This is a genomic window from Sporichthyaceae bacterium, from assembly GCA_036269075.1.
GTDB lineage: Bacteria > Actinomycetota > Actinomycetes > Sporichthyales > Sporichthyaceae > DASQPJ01.
Genome location: DATASX010000124.1, coordinates 1 through 15,918 on the forward strand (window position 1 = coordinate 1; position 15,918 = coordinate 15,918).

The window sequence follows — 15,918 nt, forward strand, 5'->3', positions numbered from 1 at the left end:
GTAGCCGGCGGGATTCCGGTCCGGGATCTCCGACTGGTCGACGACCGGATCCGCCGGCGGTTGCGACGGCTCCACCGTCACCGGGTCGGTGGACAGGTACTCGCGCCACCGATCGAGGCTCCAGTCCAAGTCGTAGCCGGCACAGGCCGGCGCCGGGCTCTCCGGCTGTGCCACCACCGGAGCCACCGGAGCCACCGGGGCCTGCGGCTGCGCCGCGACGGTGGACGGATGCTCGCGCCACCGATCGAGGCTCCAGTCCAGGTCGTGGCCGGCGGCCTGCGCCGGGATCTCCGGTTGGGCGCCGGCCGGAACCGTCAGTGGCGCCGGGACCGTGGCGGCGACCGGGACGGGCACGGCCTGCGCCTGAACCTGCGCCAGGTAGGTGGCGCCTTCCGTGCGGGCCTTCTCGTAGTGACGTCGCCCCTGCGCCAGCTCCCGGGGCACGAGGACCAACTCGATGAGCCCGCATTTCAGGTCGTACCAGAAATTCAGAACTTTCAGGACGTAGAAGGACGGCACCGAGAGCAGCACGGTCAACGGATTCAACCTGCGCCGCGCAGTGCCCATCACCAAGGGCACACCGAGAACCGCCAGATCGGCGCCGATCGTGGACCAGGCGAGCTGGGGTGACACGTTCCCACCGAGCAGCCAGAGGATCGGCAGCCCCAACGCCAACGGGCCGATGAGGATGCTGAACAACGACAGGTTCACCCACAGGGCGAGCATCGGCTTGGACCGCTGCATCGGACGCCAGTGGATGCGCAGGTTCTGGAAGTAGCCGTGCTTGTGTCGGCTCAGCTGCTCGCGCAGGGACTTCAGATTCAGCGGTTCGGCGACGTAGGCGACAGCCTCGGGAACGTGGACCGCGCGGCGTCCCGTCATCTGCTGCGACCACGTGTAGTCGAGGTCCACGGCCATGGTTCGCTCCGGGAAGCCCCCGAACTCCTCGAGGTGGCTCAGCCGGAGCGCCGAGCAGCAACCGGAGCAGACCAAAGGCGAGTCGAACGCGCTCTGCACCTGGCGGTAGGCGTGGAACCCGGTCAGGTACTCGATCAGTCGGCCGCGTTCCACCACGGTGTGGGAGTGCCGGGCGAGCACGCACCCCCCGGCGATCGCCACCTGCGGATCGTCGAACGGTTTCTGCATGTGGGTCAGACAATCGCGGGCGAGGACCGTGTCGGCGTCGACCGGGACCACCAGGTCCGGGTGCTCGGCCCGCGGGCGCGCCAGGATGTGCGCCAACGCGTAGTTCTGCGCCTTCACCTTGCTGCCCAGGTTGCTCTCCGGACGCAGCACGGTGACCCCGTACGCCCGCGCGATGCGGCCGGTCCGGTCCGCCGATCCGTCGTCGACGACGATGATCTCGTCGAACGGCGTGTCCTGCGCGAGCAGCGAACGCAGGGTGGCGCCGATCCCCTCCTCCTCGTTGTAGGCGGGGACGATCGCGATCACCCGGAGCGCGTCGCGGCGCGGGAACGCCGGCTCGAACGCCGGACGGGGATGCGGAATACCGATGGAGGTCATGACGGGCCGCCTGAACGTCGAGGCTTATCGCGGTTATTCGAACTTCCGGCGGGGCTGCCGAATTCGAAAATAGGCCGCCGGCCTTCCCGATCAAGGTTCCCGACGGTGTTTTCACCCCGACGGCCCATCACCGGCCGCCCGGCCGAGGGAACGCCCGGCTCAGCCCGCTTCGGTCGCGGCCCGGTCGCCGGGGGCACTCGAGCGGCGCTGGACCAGCCTGGCCAGATCGCGTGCGGCGACCGCCGCGGCCGGGCCGTCGGAGGCCTGGATGCCCATCAACGCCACGGTCTGACCGTCGGCGACGTCCGCGAACGCCCACGGGTCGCCCGGCCGGAAGCGCACCGCGATCACCTCGCCCCAGGCCAGCCGTTGCTTCCGGAACAAGTTGGCCACCAGCAGTCCGTCGGAGTCGGCGACCACCCGCACCGAGGCGTGCAGGTTCAGGAACCAGGAGATCGCGACCGCGCAGGCGACGACCCCGAGGCGGTCACCGATGCTGAACGAGACCCCGCCACCGCTCGGCAGCAGCAGGGCCAGCCCGCCGAACACCACCAACAGCACGGCGGAGATCGACCGGCAGATACGACGGGTCTTGCGCGGCCGCCAGGTGTACGGCAGCGCGAGCTCGGCCGGGGCGGACATGGCTGGTGGGTCAGAGCCGACAGGCGTGGATGTCGGTGACCAGGATCGCCCGGGCGCCGACGTCCCACAGGTCGTCCATGATCTGCTGAGCGTCGCCGCGCGGGACCATCGCCCGCACCGCGACCCAGGCCGGGTCGCGCAGCGGCGACACCGTCGGCGACTCGATGCCCGGGGTCAACTTGACCGCGGCGTCGACCGCGCTGATCGGGACGTCGTAATCCATCATCACGTAGCGCCGGGCGACCAGCACGCCCTGCAGACGGCGCAGCAGTTGGTCGAATGTGGCGTCCGCCGCGGCGCCGGCCCGGCGGATCAGCACCGCCTCGGAGCGCAGGATCTCCTCGCCGATGATCTCCAGCCCGGCCTGCCGCAGGGTCGTCCCGGTCTCGACGACGTCGGCGATCACGTCCGCCACCCCGAGCTGGATCGACACCTCGACGGCGCCGTCGAGGCGGATGACCTCGGCGCTCACGCCGTGGTCGGCCAGGTGCTTGGCGACCAGGCCGGGGAACGAGGTGGCCACCCGCTGCCCGTTGAAGTCCTTGACCGACTTGCCCACACCGGGCAGCGCCGCGTAGCGGAACGTGGAGGCCGCGAAGCCCAGCGCCAGGACCTCCTCGGCCGGAGCACCGGAGTCCAGCAGCAGGTCGCGCCCGGTGATCCCGACGTCGAGCCGCCCGGACCCCACGTAGATCGCGATGTCGCGGGGGCGCAGGAAGAAGAACTCGACGTTGTTGGCCGGGTCGGCCAGCACGAGTTCGCGGCCGTCGCCGCGCTGCCGGTAGCCCGCCTCGCGCAGCATCGCCGCGGCCGGCTCGGCCAACGAACCCTTGTTGGGCACGGCAATGCGCAACATCGGAAGACCTCGGATCGGTGCGGCTACGGGCGGGGCTGAGCTACAGATGAGCGTATACGTCCTGCAGGCTCAGTCCGGTCGCCAGCATCAGGACCTGAAGGTGATACAGAAGTTGGGAGATCTCCTCGGCGGTCTTCTCCCGGCCCTCGTACTCGGCGGCCATCCAGACCTCGGCGGCCTCCTCGACCACCTTCTTGCCGATCGAGTGCACGCCGGCGTTCAGCGCCCGCACGGTTCCCGACGCCGGGTCGCCGGTGGCCGCCTTGCTGGTCAGCTCGGCGAACAGGTCCTCGAAGCTCTTGGGCAAGATTGATGTCCTGACGTTCGACGGATGGGCGCGGGCGGTCGGAACCGTACTACCGGGGGTAGTCGCGCAAGGCCAAGGCGGTCAGCAGCGCGGCCTGTGTCGCCTCGTAGCCCTTGTCCTCCTTGGCGCCGGGCAACCCGCTGCGGTCGTAAGCCTGCGCGTCGGTGTCGCAGGTCAGCACGCCGAACCCAACGGGGACGCCGGTGTCCACCGACACCTGGGTCAGCCCGATCGTGGCGGCCTGGCAGACATACTCGAAGTGCGGCGTCCCACCGCGCACCACCACGCCGAGTGCCACCACCGCGTCGTGACTGGCGGCCAGCCGCCGCGCGGCCACCGGAAGTTCGAACGTGCCGGGCACCCGAAGCACCGTCGGCTCGGCGACCGAGGCCTCGACCAGCGCCCGCTGCGCCCCGGCCAACAGTCCCCCCATCACCTCGGCGTGCCACTGGGCGGCCACCACCGCGACCCGCAGTCGGCTGCCGTCGATCGTCTTCGGCGCCGGCGCTCCGCCCCCGCTCATGGCGCTCCTCCGCTGCTCAGGTCCATTCGCCGCCGCCGTCGTAGGGGTCGCCGGACTCACCGCACTGGTCCCAGGTCGGCAGGGCGTGGCCCATCCGTTCCCGCTTGGTCCGCAGGTAGTGCTCGTTCTCCGGGCTCGGGGAGATGTAGGACGGCACTCGGGCGGCCACGGTCATCCCGTAGGCCTCCAACCCGGCGCACTTGCCCGGGTTGTTGGTGATCAGTCGTACCGAGCGCACCCCGAGGTCGGCCAGGATCCGGGCCCCGACCCCGTAGTCGCGGGCGTCGACCGGCAGGCCGAGGTGCAGGTTGGCGTCGACGGTGTCGTGGCCGGCGTCCTGCAACTCGTAGGCCCGCAACTTGTGGGCCAGCCCGATCCCGCGGCCCTCGTGCCCCCGGAGGTAGACGACGATCCCCTGGCCCTCGGCCTCGATCCGGGTCAGCGCCGAACGCAGTTGCGGGCCGCAGTCGCAGCGCAGTGAGCCGAACGCGTCGCCGGTCAGGCACTCGGAGTGGATCCGGACCAGGATGTTCTCGCCGCCGTGCACCTCGCCCTTGACCAGCGCGACGTGCTCGTCCTCCTCCGGCACCGGCAGGCCGTCGCGGGTGCGGTCGGCGTAGGCGTAGGCCCGGAACTCCCCGCCGACGGTGGGCAGTCGGGTCACCGCCAGGCGGACGACCCGCGACTCCAGGCGGCGCCGGTAGGTGATCAGGTCCTCGATCGAGATCAGGGCCAGGTCGTGCTCCCGGGCGAACTCGACCAGTTGGGGGAGGCGGGACATCGTCCCGTCCTCGTTGACGACCTCGCAGATCACGCCCGCCGGGGTCAGTCCGGCCAGCTGGGCCAGGTCGACGGAGGCCTCGGTGTGACCCGGGCGGCGCAGCACGCCGCCCTCGACGGCCCGCAGCGGGAACACGTGGCCCGGGCGGGTCAGCTCCCACGGCTCGGTGGCCGAGTCGACCAGCACCTTGATCGTGTGCGCCCGGTCGGCCGCGGAGATCCCGGTGCTGACGCCGTCGCGGGCGTCGACCGACACCGTGTAGGCGGTCTTCTTGCGGTCCTGGTTGACCACGGTCATCGGCGGCAGGTCGAGCCGGTCGAGGTCCGTGGCGGGCATCGGGACACAGACCACGCCGGACGTGTGCCGGATCATGAACGCCAGCAGTTCCGGGGTCGCTTTGGCGGCCGCGAAGACCAGATCGCCCTCGTTCTCGCGGTCCTCGTCGTCGACCACCAGCACGGCCTTGCCGGCGGCGATGTCCGCGACGGCCCGTTCGATCGTGTCGAACTCGACGGTGCGCAGCGGACGCACCACCGACGGCTTCGGGCGCTCGGCCCGGGCCGCCTCGTCCGCGGAGTCCGGGCCGATCACGCCGGGGTAGCCGCTACGGTGCGGCTCCCCCGGGACAGCACTCGGCTCGCTCACTGGGCCGTCCCCGGTGTCAGCAGTCGCTCGACGTACTTGGCCAGCACATCGACCTCCAGGTTCACGGCGTCGCCGGGCTCACGCAGACCCAACGTCGTCAGCTCCATGGTGGTGGGGATCAGGCTCACCGTGAAGGAGCGGTCGGATACTCCGGCCACGGTCAGGCTCACCCCGTCCACCGTTATCGAACCCTTCTCGACGACGTAGCGCAGCAGATGCGGCGGCGCATCGATCTCGACAACGGCCCAGTGCGGGTGCGGATTCCGGGACCGGACCACGCCGACCCCGTCGACGTGGCCCTGCACCAGGTGCCCACCCATCCGCGTGGACAGGGTGACAGCCCGCTCCAGGTTCACCCGGGCGCCCAACTCGATCTGCGCCAGCGACGACCGCTGCAGGGTCTCGCGCATGACGTCGGCGGTGAAGCCCTCCGGGCCGTGCTCGACGACGGTCAGGCACACGCCGTTGACCGCGATCGAGGCCCCGCGCTCGGCGTCGCCGACGACCGTGGCAGCCCGGATCGACAACCGGGCCGCGTCGTCGGGCAACTGCTCCAGCCCGACCACCTCGCCGAGTTCCTCGACGATCCCGGTGAACATCGCCTGTCACTCCCTCGCGCCGCGGATCGGCCTGGCCGTCAGCCGGACGTCCGACCCGATCTGCACAGTGTGGTCCAGACGCAGCCGCGGCGCCGAATCGATGTCCGGCGCACCCGCCCCGGCCAGCGTCGGAAGACCGTCGCCGCCGATCAGCACCGGCGCCACGTAGCCGATCACCCGGTCGATCAGGCCGGCCCGCAGGAAGCTGCCGGCCAGGTGCGCACCGCCCTCCAGCAGCGCCGACACGACTCCCTTCGCGTGCAGGACCGCGAGCACGGCAGGCAGGTCCAGGCCGGTCCCTGCGGGCCCGGCGGGCACCCCGAGAACCTCGGCACCGGCGGCGCGCAGTCCGTCGGCCGCCGCGCCGGCCTCCAGGGCTTGTGCCACCAGCACCAGGGTGGGCGCGGCGTCGTCGAGCACCCGGGCGGCGGCCGGGGTCCGGACCCGGGCATCGAGCACCACCCGTAACGGCTGACGGAGGGTCACTTGTGCTTTCCGGACGGCCAATTGCGGGTCGTCGGCCAGCACCGTGCCAGACCCGACCAGTACCGCGTCGGACTGCGCGCGCAGCCGGTGGGCATCAGCCCGGGCCTCGCTGGAGGTGATCCATCGGCTGCTGCCGTCGACGGCCGCCGTCCGGCCGTCCAGGCTGGCCGCGTACTTCCACGTGACGAACGGCCGGCCCAGCCGCGCGCTGGTCAGCCAGGCCTCGTTGACCAGTTCGGCCTCGGCCGCGAGCACCCCGGCCTCGGTCTGGACCCCGGCGCCTTGCAGGGTCGCGGCGCCACCCGCGGCCGTCGGGTTCGGATCGGGTACGGCGTAGACGACCCGGGCCACCCCGGCCGCCAGCAGGGCCTGCACGCACGGGCCGGTGCGCCCGGTGTGGTTGCACGGCTCCAGGGTCAGCACGCAGGTCGCCCCACGGGCCCGGGCGCCGGCCACCGCGAGCGCCTCGACCTCGGCATGCGGCCCACCGGCCTGGCGGTGGTAGCCCTCGCCGACCACTGCCCCGGCGGCGTCCAGCAGCACGGCGCCGACGACCGGATTCGGGCTGGTGGCGCCGATGCCCCGGGCGGCAAGCTCGAGCGCCCGGCGCATCGCCGCAAGCTCCGCCTGATTGGCCATCCGCGCAGTATCCCGCCCCACCCCCTTCCCCACTTCTGCTGCCTGTCCCACCTATCGCGGCGTCCCGATACGTGGGACAGGCAGCACAAGTGCGGTGGTCCGGGGGCTGGCCTCAACGGGGCGCGGCGGCCGCCTCGGCGGCGGCGCGAAGCCGGGCGATCGCCGCCACCGGGTCCTCGGCGTTGTAGACGGCCGAGCCGGCCACGAACACGTCCGCGCCGGCCTGCGCGCAACGCTCGATCGTCGCCGGGCCAACCCCGCCGTCGACCTGCAGCCACAGCGCCAGGTCCCGGCCGTCGATCAACTGCCGGGCCCGACGGATCTTCGGCACGACGAAGTCCAGGAACTCCTGCCCGCCGAAGCCCGGCTCGACGGTCATCAGCAGGAGCATGTCCAGCTCGTCCAGGAACTCTGTGCAGGACTCCAACGGCGTGGCCGGCTTCAACGCGCAACCGGCTCGCGCCCCGGCCCGGCGGATCGTGCGGGCCAGCCGCGACGGCGCGTGCGCGGCCTCGACGTGGAAGGTGACGCTGCCGGCGCCGGCCTCGGCGTAGGCCGGGGCCCAGCGATCCGGGTCGGCGATCATCAGGTGGCAGTCGACCGGCGTGGACACCGTCTTCAACAACGCCTCGACGATCGGCAGGCCCAAGGTCAGGTTGGGGACGAAGTGATTGTCCATCACATCGACGTGCAGCCAGTCCGCGTGCCCGGCGACCCGTTCGCACTCCTGCGCCAGGCGGGCGAAATCCGCCGACAGGATGCTCGGAGAGATCTGCATCCCCACGCTATCCGCCCACCTTTCCGGGCGCCGTGTCGACGGCCGCCGGCGCCGGCGGCGCGTCGCGCCGCGCCGAACGCAGCTGCCACGGGACGTTGGTGACCATCACACCGGGTTCGTACAGCAACCGCGCCTTCAGCCGGAACGCGCTCTGGTTGTGCAGGATCTGCTCCCACCATCGGCCGACGACGTACTCGGGCACGAACACGCACACCACGTCGCGTGGGCTGGACTTGCGGATGTCGCGGATGTACTCCAGCACCGGGCCGGTCAGGTCTCGATAGGGCGAGTCCAGCACGGTCAGCGGGATCGGTACTCCCCGGACCGCCCACTCCTCGAGCAGGGCCGCCGTGGCCTCCGGTCGGTTGTTCACGGTGAGCGCCGTCAGCGTGCTGGGTCGGGTCGCCCGGGCGAAGGCCAACGCCTTCAGCGTCGGGGTGTGCAGCTTGGACACCAGCACGACCCCGTGGATGTTGCTGGGCAGGGTCATCGCGTCCGGTGGAGGCTGCAGTTCGGCCTTCACCTTCGTGTAGTGCCGCTTGATGCTGCGCATCAACGCGAACAGGATCGGCATCGCGATGCAGACCAGGTAGGCGCCGTGGGTGAACTTGGTGATCAGCACGATCACCAGCACCAGCGCCGACAGGGTCAGGCCGGTGGCGTTGATGATCCGGGAGCGGAACATCGCCCGCCGCGCCTTCGGATCGGTCTCGGTGCGCAGCAGCCTGGTCCAGTGCCGGACCATCCCGGTCTGGCTGAGGGTGAACGAGACGAACACGCCGATGATGTAGAGCTGGATCAGTTTGGTGACGTCGGCGTTGAAGACGTAGATCAGGAAGCCGGCCAGGATCGCGAGCACGGCGATGCCGTTGCTGAACGCCAACCGGTCGCCGCGGCGGTGCAACTGACGGGGCGCCAGTTCGTCGCGGGACAGGATCGAGGCCAGCACCGGGAAGCCGTTGAACGCGGTGTTCGCGGCCAGGATCAGGATCAGCGCGGTCACCGCGGCCAGGTAGATGAACGGCGCGGAGTCCTTGCCGAACACCGCAGCGGCGACCTGGGCGATGATCGGGTCCTGGGTGTAGGTCGGCCCCGCGGGCTTGCCGTCGATGAGCAGATCGGTGGCCGGGGACTCGGCGATGCGGACGTGGGTCATCAGCCCGAGCGCGACGAGTCCGGCGAACATCGTCACCGCGATCGAGCCCATCAACGTCAGCGTGGTCGCAGCGTTCTTCGACTTGGGCGGCTTGAACGCGGGCACGCCGTTGCTGATCGCCTCCACCCCGGTCAGCGCGGCGCAACCGGAGGAGAACGCCCGCAGGATCAGGAAGACCAGCGCGAACCCGGCCAGGTGGGTCTGGGTCGGCACCACCGAGTAATGCGCCGTCGGCGCGCGCAGGTCCTGGCGCAGCACGACCGCCCGGAACAGCCCGACGCCCACCAGCACGATCACGCCGACCATGAACGCGTAGGTCGGGATCGCGAACGCCATACCGGCCTCGCGGATGCCGCGCAGGTTCATCATCGTCAGCACGAGGACCAGCAGCAGCGAGACCGACACCTTGTGGTCGACCACGAACGGGATCGCCGAGCCCAGGTTGTCCACGCCGGCCGCGATCGACACCGCAACGGTCAGCACATAGTCGACGATCAGGGCGCTGGCCACCACTATCCCGGCGTTGACGCCGAGGTTCGTGGTGGCGACCTCGTAGTCGCCGCCGCCGCTCGGGTACGCGTGCACGTTCTGCCGGTACGACGCGACGACCGTGGTCATCATCAGCACGACCGCGCCGGCGATCCACGCGCTGTAGTGGTAGAAGCTGACGCCCGCCAGCGAGAGCACGATGAAGATCTCCTGCGGCGCGTAGGCGACCGAGGAGAGCGCGTCCGAGGCGAACACGGGCAGCGCCACCCGCTTGGGCAGCACGGCGTGACCCAGCCGCTCCGAGCGCACCGGGGCGCCCAGGAACAAGCGCTTGGGGATCTGCCGCAGCTTGGACACGGGCGTCATCCTCCCGCTTGACCCCGTCGAACCATGAGCGGGGCGCCTCGACACCCGACTTCTGCTGCCTGTCGCACCTATGAGAGCGCTTCGATCGGTGGGACAGGCAGCAGAAGTGGAGAGCTGGTGGGTCAGCTCTCGCGGCGCAGCAGCGCCAGGAACATCGCGTCGGTCCCGTGGCGGTGCGGCCACAGCTGCACGAACGGGGCCGGGCCGGGGTTCGGGAGCTCGGGCAGCAGTGCGCAGGCGTCGAGCAGTTCGGTCCTCCGGCCGCTACGGGCGGCGCTCTCGCGGACCGCGTGCACCACCCCGACCGTCTCGACCCGGTGCGGCGAGCAGGTCACGTAGCCGACCAGGCCGCCGGGGCGCACGGCGACCAGCGCCCGCTCGAGCAACACCCGCTGCAGGTCGAACAGGCGGCCGACGTCGGCGGGTTGGCGCCGCCAGCGGGCCTCGGGGCGGCGGCGCAGCGCCCCCAGCCCGGAGCACGGGACGTCGAGCAGCACCCGGTCGAAGGTCGCGTCGGGCCAGGGCGGAGCCGTGGCATCGGCGGTGACCACCCAGGCCGGCCCGGCACCGGCCAGCGCACCGGCGACCAGGCGGGCGCGGTGCGGGGCCAGTTCGGCAGCCAGCAGGTGGGCACCACGCTGCGTCGCCAGCCCGTGCAGCAGGGCGGCCTTGCCCCCGGGGCCGGCGCAGGCGTCCAGCCACAGCTCGTCGCGGCCGGTGAGCGGGGCGGCGGCCAGTGCCGCGGCGACCAGTTGGCTGCCCTCGTCCTGCACCCCGGCCGCGCCGCTGCGGACCACCGCCAGGCTGCCTGGGGCCCCGGCCGAGAGCACGGCCCCGTGCGGGGACCAAGTGGTGGCGGTCAGCCCGGCCGCGACCAACTCCTCCTGGGTGCAGCGGCCCGGCCGGGCCGCGAGCGTCACCCGAGGGGCGAGGTTGTCCGCGGCCAGCGCCAGGGCGGTGTCGTTCCAGTCGCCGTCCAACGCGTCGGCGAAGGCCCGGACGACCCACTCCGGATGTCCGTGCCGAAAGGCCAACCGGGCCGCCGGGTCCGGCCCGCTCGCGGCGGCAAGTCGGTCGGTCCAGCCGTCGAGGTCGGCGGCGCCGACCTTGCGCAGCACCGCGTTGACGAACCCGGCCGGGGACTGGCCGATGGTCGCACGGCACAGGTCGACCGAGGCCGACACCGCCGCGTGCGGCGGGGTACGCATCGCCAGCAGTTGGTGGGCGCCCAGCCGCAACACGTCGCGGACCCCGGGGTCGACCCGGTCGCCGGCCCGGTCGATACAGGCATCGATCACCGCGTCGTAGGTCCCGCAGGAGCGCAGCGCGCCGTAACCGAGCTCGGTCGCGAACGCGGCGTCGCGAACGCTCAGCCCCCGTTCGGTGATCAGGCGGGGCAGCGCGAGGTTGGCGTAGGCGTCCCGCTCGCGCACCGTACGCAGCAGGTCGAATGCGGTACGTCGGGCGGGGTCGGAGTTACGCGGCTTGACGACGTCGGTGGCGACCTCCGGACGCCGGCGACCTCTGCTCACGTGAGTACTTCGCCCGGTTCCGGTCGGACGCCGCGCGCCCAGTCACCGGCCGGGAGCGGACGCTTGCCCTGACGGGTGACCTCGCCGAGTTCGACGACATGCGTCGCGGTGCCGACCCGCACGGCGTTGCGGGTGACGACCATCTCCCCCGGTGCCACGCCGGTCTCACCCGGGCACAACTTGACGGGCCCGAGCCGCAGGCGCTCCTCGCGGAACGTCGTCCAGGCACCGGGTGCCGGGGTGCAACCGCGGATGAGCCGGTCGATCCGCATCGCCGAGGCCGACCAGTCGACCTGCGCGTCGGCGACGCCGAGCTTGGGTGCCAGCGAGATCCCGTCCGTGGGTTGATCGACCGGGATCACCTCGCCGGTCGAGATGCCGTCGAGGGTGCCCAGCAGCAGTCCGGCGCCGGCCTCGGCCAGCCGGTCGAGCAGCGCCCCGCTGGTGTCGTCCGGTCGAATCGTCTCGGTGAGCACGCCGAAGACCGGACCGGCGTCGAGTTCCTTGACGATCCGGAACGTGCTGGCGCCGGTGACCTCGTCGCCGGCGATCACCGCGCGCTGCACCGGGGCGGCGCCGCGCCACGCGGGCAGCAACGAGAAGTGCAGGTTCACCCAGCCGTGCTTGGGAATCGCCAACAGCGGCTCCGGAAGCAGCCCGCCGTAGGCCACGACCGGGCAGCACTCCGGGTCGATCTCGATCAGCCGGGTGAGCAGGTCGGGGTCCCGCGGCCCGGCCGGGCGCAGCACCTCGAGCCCTTGCTCGAGCGCGACCTCGGCCACCGGACTGGGGGTCAGCACCCGCCCGCGACCGGCCGGGGCGTCGGGCCGGGTGAGCACCGCGACGACCTCGTGCTCGGAGTCGAGCAGGGTGAGCAACGAGGGCAGCGCGACCTCGGGCGTACCGGCAAAAACCAATTTCACGTGGCGCGACCGGCCGTGGCGTGCGGCGAGACGCGGATCTCGGGCGCGGCCTCCCCCGCCCACCGGGCCTCGCGGATCGCCCGCAGGGCCTGCTTGCGGGTCTCCCGGTCGAGGCGATCGATGAACAGGATCCCGTCGAGGTGGTCGGTCTCGTGCTGGACGCAGCGGGCCAGCAGCGCGGAGCCGACGACGGTGAGCGGCTCGCCGTGCATGTCCTGGCCCTTGGCCACCACGCGGGCGGCGCGCGGGGTGGGGAACGTCAGCCCGGGCAGCGACAGGCAACCCTCGCCGCCGTCATCCTCCTCGTCGGACAGCTCCAGCGACGGGTTGATCAGGTGCCCGAGTTCGCCGTCGACCCACCAGGTGAACACCCGCAAGCCGACGCCGATCTGCGGGGCAGCCAGTCCCGCGCCGGGGGCGTCGCGCATCGTTTCGGTCAGGTCGGCGACGAGGGTGCGAAGTTCCTGGTCGAACACCGTCACCGGTTGCGCGGGCGTGCGCAGCACCGGGTCGCCGAACAACCGGATCGGCTGGATGGCCACGCTTCGGACGCTCCTGTCGTGCAACGGGTCGGACGCCTGCAGTCTAGGCGGGTCAGCCCAGCTCGACCGGGTCGATCTGGACGCGCACGGCCCCAGGCGATTTGCGGGCGCTGCGCACCCCGGCCGCCGCCCGCAGCATGGTGGACAACGCCGCACCCTGGGCGCGATGCACGCGCAGCACGGCGCGGACGGTAGGCGGTTCTGAGCCGTGGACCGGCGTCGGCCCGAGCATGTCGACCCAGTCGGGCAACTCGGCCAGCTGCAGCAGTTCGGCGACCGAGTCCGCGACCCCGGACACCGTCGCCACCCGCACCGCGGGCGGGAACGCGGCCGCTGCCCGGTCGGCCAGCTCTCGGGTCGCGAACCCGAACGGGTCCCACCGCACGAGGGCCTGTGCGGCCGGCGACGTCGACTCCGCGACCAGCACCACCGGTGCACCGGGACGAGCCAGCGCGGCCGCGTTCAGCCAGCGACGCAACGTCTCCTCGGCGACCCGCAGGTCGGGACGGCCCAGCATCAGTTGGCCGTCCAGCAGCAGCACCGCTGCGTACCCGCCCTCAACGGCCGGTTCGGCACCCGGCGTGGCCACGATCAGCGCCGGGCCGGCCGGCCCGCCGCCGGGGTTGTCCCCGTCGACCCAGCGCACGACCGCGCCGGGGAACGCCCGGCCGAGCTCCTCGGCCGTCCGTTGCGTCCCGACCACCGCAGCCCGGAAGGTCCTGGCGTCGCAGTCCTGACAGTGCCAGTCGGTGGCGTCGCGACCGCACCACGAACAGCGCGCGGGCCCCCGGGCCGACGCCAGCCCCAACGGACCGCCGCAGTGGCCGCACCGGGCGGCGGCCCGGCACCGGACGCAGGCGACCACCGGCAGGTAGCCCCGGCGCGGCACCTGGACCAGAACCGGACCCTCGGCCAGGCCGGCACGCGCGGTCTGCCAGGCGACGCTGGGCAGCCGGGCCGCCCGGGCGGCCTCGTCGCGGCTGAGTTCGGCATCCGCCCCGGCGATCCGCACCATCGGTTGCCGGGCACGGAGGGTGTCACGGTTCGGGATCAGCATCTTGGCCCAACCGGTCTGGATGAGCCCGGCTGCCTCCGCGGTCACCCCGTGGCCGCCGAACAGCGCGGCGGCACCGAAGTTGTGGGCCCGTAGGCACAGCACCTCGCGCACGTGCGGGTAGGGCGCCCGGGGCTCGGCGTGCAGGTCGTCGCCGTCGTCCCAGCAGACGACCAGGCCGAGGTCGGCCACCGGGGCGAACATGGCCGCCCGGGTCCCGATCACGACCCGGACCTGGCCCCGGCGCACCGCCAGCCACCGGCGGTAGCGCTCGGCCGGGCCGAGGTCGGCGGTCAACGAGAGGTGGCGCTCCCGGCCCAGCAGCACCTCCAGGGCGGCGCCGAGCGGGGCCAGGTCTCGCTGGTCCGGGACGACGACCAGCGCGCCCCGACCGGCTGCGGCACAGGTGGCGACCGCCGCGGCGATCGGCGTCGCCCACGGCGTGGCAGGCAGCGCCGCCCAGACCGCGCGGGCGGGCCGCCCCTGCGCCAGGGCCCGGACGAACTCCGGGCCGGGCTCGTAGTCGGCCCACGCGGCGGCCCACCCCCGGTCGAGTGGCAACGCGGGCGCCGACGTCCGGTCGGCCTCCTGCTCGACGCGGGCGTGCCGGGGTGGGACCGCCAGCCGCAGCACGTCGGCCAGGGTCCCCGACCAACGGGCCGCGACCTCGCGGGCCAACTCCAGGATCTCCGGGCTGAGCACGGGCTCCGGGGAGACGACCCGCTGCAGGCGGGCCAGCACGCCGGGGTGCTCGCTGGTCGCGACCCGTCCGACCAGGAATCCGTCGACTGCCTGCCCGGCGAAGCGCACCTTCACCCGCACGCCGGGTTGCGCGGCCTCGGCCATCTCCTCGGGGACCAGGTAGTCGAACGGGCGGTCCAGGTGCGGCAACGGCACATCGACCGCGACCCGGGCGACCGACAGTTCGGCGGCGACGCTCACCGGCTTCGGCGGCTTGGCGGACTTGGTCTCCTGGCGCAGCAACTCGAGCTGCTCGCCGTCGTCGCTCACGGTCCAGACCTCCACATCTGCTGCCATTCCCACCTATCCATGTGCCACGACAGGTGGAACGGGCAGCAGAAGTCGGGGGACTAGTTCCCGACGGCGGCCTTGAGCGCGTCGACGCGGTCGGTGCGCTCCCAGGTGAAGTCCGGCACGTCACGGCCGAAGTGGCCGTACGCGGCGGTCTGCGCGTAGATCGGGCGCAGCAGGTCGAGGTCGCGGATGATCGCGGCCGGGCGCAGGTCGAACACCGTGGTGACCGCGGCCTGAATCTTGGTGATCGCGACGTTCTCGGTGCCGAAGGTCTCGACGAACACGCCGACCGGGTGGGCCTTGCCGATCGCATACGCGACCTGGACCTCGCAGCGCCTGGCCAGGCCTGCCGCCACGACGTTCTTCGCGACCCAACGCATCGCGTAGGCCGCGGACCGGTCGACCTTGGACGGGTCCTTGCCGGAGAACGCGCCACCGCCGTGGCGGGCCATGCCGCCGTAGGTGTCGACGATGATCTTGCGGCCGGTCAGGCCCGCGTCGCCCATCGGGCCACCGATGACGAACCGGCCGGTCGGGTTGACCAGCAGCTTCAGGTCCGTGGTGTCGATCGCCAGCTCGCCCAGTTCCGGCGTGACGACGTGCTCGCGCACGTCCACACCGAGCATCCGGTCCAGGTCGATGCCGTCGGCGTGCTGGCTGGACACGACCACGGTGTCCAGGCGCACCGGCTGGTCGCCCGCGTACTCGATGGTGACCTGGGTCTTGCCGTCCGGCCGCAGGTAGGGCAGGACGCCGCTCTTGCGCACCGCGGTCAGCCGCCGGGCCAGCCGGTGGGCCAGCGCGATCGGCAGCGGCATCAGCTCGGGCGTCTCGTCGCTGGCGTAGCCGAACATCAGGCCCTGGTCGCCGGCGCCCTGCCGGTCGAGCACGTCCTCGACGCTCTCCCCGGTCCGCGCCTCGTAGGCCGCCGATACGCCCTGGGCGATGTCCGGCGACTGCGAGCCGATCGAGACACTGACGCCGCACGAGTCGCCGTCGAAGCCCTTGCGCGACGAGTCGTAGCCGATATCGAGAATCTTG

The 15,918-nt window shown here is 72.2% G+C and carries 15 protein-coding genes; all 15 read right to left on the minus strand.

What is annotated here, in order from left to right; all coding sequences use genetic code 11:
• On the minus strand, window positions 1–1,524 hold a 1,524-nt coding region (locus VHU88_23545), incomplete at its 3' end, for a glycosyltransferase (protein ID HEX3614682.1).
• Window positions 1,525–1,683: 159 nt separating this feature from the next.
• Window positions 1,684–2,166, minus strand: a complete 483-nt coding sequence (locus VHU88_23550) for a PH domain-containing protein (GenBank protein HEX3614683.1) — start codon at window positions 2,164–2,166, stop codon at window positions 1,684–1,686.
• 10 nt (window positions 2,167–2,176) lie between these two features.
• The gene (gene hisG / locus VHU88_23555) at window positions 2,177–3,022 is read right to left on the minus strand and encodes an ATP phosphoribosyltransferase (protein HEX3614684.1); all 846 of its coding nucleotides are present in this window, start codon (window positions 3,020–3,022) and stop codon (window positions 2,177–2,179) included.
• 40 nt (window positions 3,023–3,062) lie between these two features.
• Window positions 3,063–3,332, minus strand: coding sequence for a phosphoribosyl-ATP diphosphatase (locus VHU88_23560; GenBank protein HEX3614685.1), 270 nt, complete (start codon window positions 3,330–3,332; stop codon window positions 3,063–3,065).
• Window positions 3,333–3,378: 46 nt separating this feature from the next.
• Window positions 3,379–3,852, minus strand: a complete 474-nt coding sequence (gene ribH, locus VHU88_23565; GenBank protein ID HEX3614686.1) for a 6,7-dimethyl-8-ribityllumazine synthase — start codon at window positions 3,850–3,852, stop codon at window positions 3,379–3,381.
• A gap of 16 nt (window positions 3,853–3,868) precedes the next feature.
• Window positions 3,869–5,278 carry a bifunctional 3,4-dihydroxy-2-butanone-4-phosphate synthase/GTP cyclohydrolase II gene (locus tag VHU88_23570; protein HEX3614687.1) on the minus strand — a complete coding sequence of 470 codons (1,410 nt, stop codon included), beginning with the start codon at window positions 5,276–5,278 and terminating at the stop codon, window positions 3,869–3,871.
• Entirely contained in the window at window positions 5,275–5,877 is a 603-nt protein-coding gene (locus VHU88_23575; protein HEX3614688.1) for a riboflavin synthase, read from the minus strand. Before VHU88_23575 ends, VHU88_23570 begins: the two co-directional genes overlap by 4 nt.
• Window positions 5,878–5,883: 6 nt before the next feature.
• The gene (gene ribD / locus VHU88_23580; GenBank protein ID HEX3614689.1) at window positions 5,884–7,002 is read right to left on the minus strand and encodes a bifunctional diaminohydroxyphosphoribosylaminopyrimidine deaminase/5-amino-6-(5-phosphoribosylamino)uracil reductase RibD; all 1,119 of its coding nucleotides are present in this window, start codon (window positions 7,000–7,002) and stop codon (window positions 5,884–5,886) included.
• Between the two features lie 112 nt (window positions 7,003–7,114).
• Entirely contained in the window at window positions 7,115–7,780 is a 666-nt protein-coding gene (gene rpe, locus VHU88_23585; protein HEX3614690.1) for a ribulose-phosphate 3-epimerase, read from the minus strand.
• Between the two features lie 7 nt (window positions 7,781–7,787).
• Entirely contained in the window at window positions 7,788–9,782 is a 1,995-nt protein-coding gene (locus VHU88_23590) for an APC family permease (GenBank protein ID HEX3614691.1), read from the minus strand.
• 131 nt (window positions 9,783–9,913) lie between these two features.
• Window positions 9,914–11,323, minus strand: coding sequence for a transcription antitermination factor NusB (locus VHU88_23595; protein HEX3614692.1), 1,410 nt, complete (start codon window positions 11,321–11,323; stop codon window positions 9,914–9,916).
• On the minus strand, window positions 11,320–12,246 hold the full coding sequence (fmt, locus tag VHU88_23600; protein ID HEX3614693.1) for a methionyl-tRNA formyltransferase: 927 nt from the start codon (window positions 12,244–12,246) through the stop codon (window positions 11,320–11,322). Before fmt ends, VHU88_23595 begins: the two co-directional genes overlap by 4 nt.
• Complete coding sequence (gene def / locus VHU88_23605; protein ID HEX3614694.1) at window positions 12,243–12,788, minus strand: peptide deformylase; 546 nt, start codon at window positions 12,786–12,788, stop codon at window positions 12,243–12,245. Before def ends, fmt begins: the two co-directional genes overlap by 4 nt.
• Window positions 12,789–12,840: 52 nt before the next feature.
• Entirely contained in the window at window positions 12,841–14,880 is a 2,040-nt protein-coding gene (locus tag VHU88_23610; GenBank protein ID HEX3614695.1) for a primosomal protein N', read from the minus strand.
• 53 nt (window positions 14,881–14,933) lie between these two features.
• On the minus strand, window positions 14,934–15,918 hold a 985-nt coding region (gene metK, locus VHU88_23615; GenBank protein HEX3614696.1), incomplete at its 5' end, for a methionine adenosyltransferase.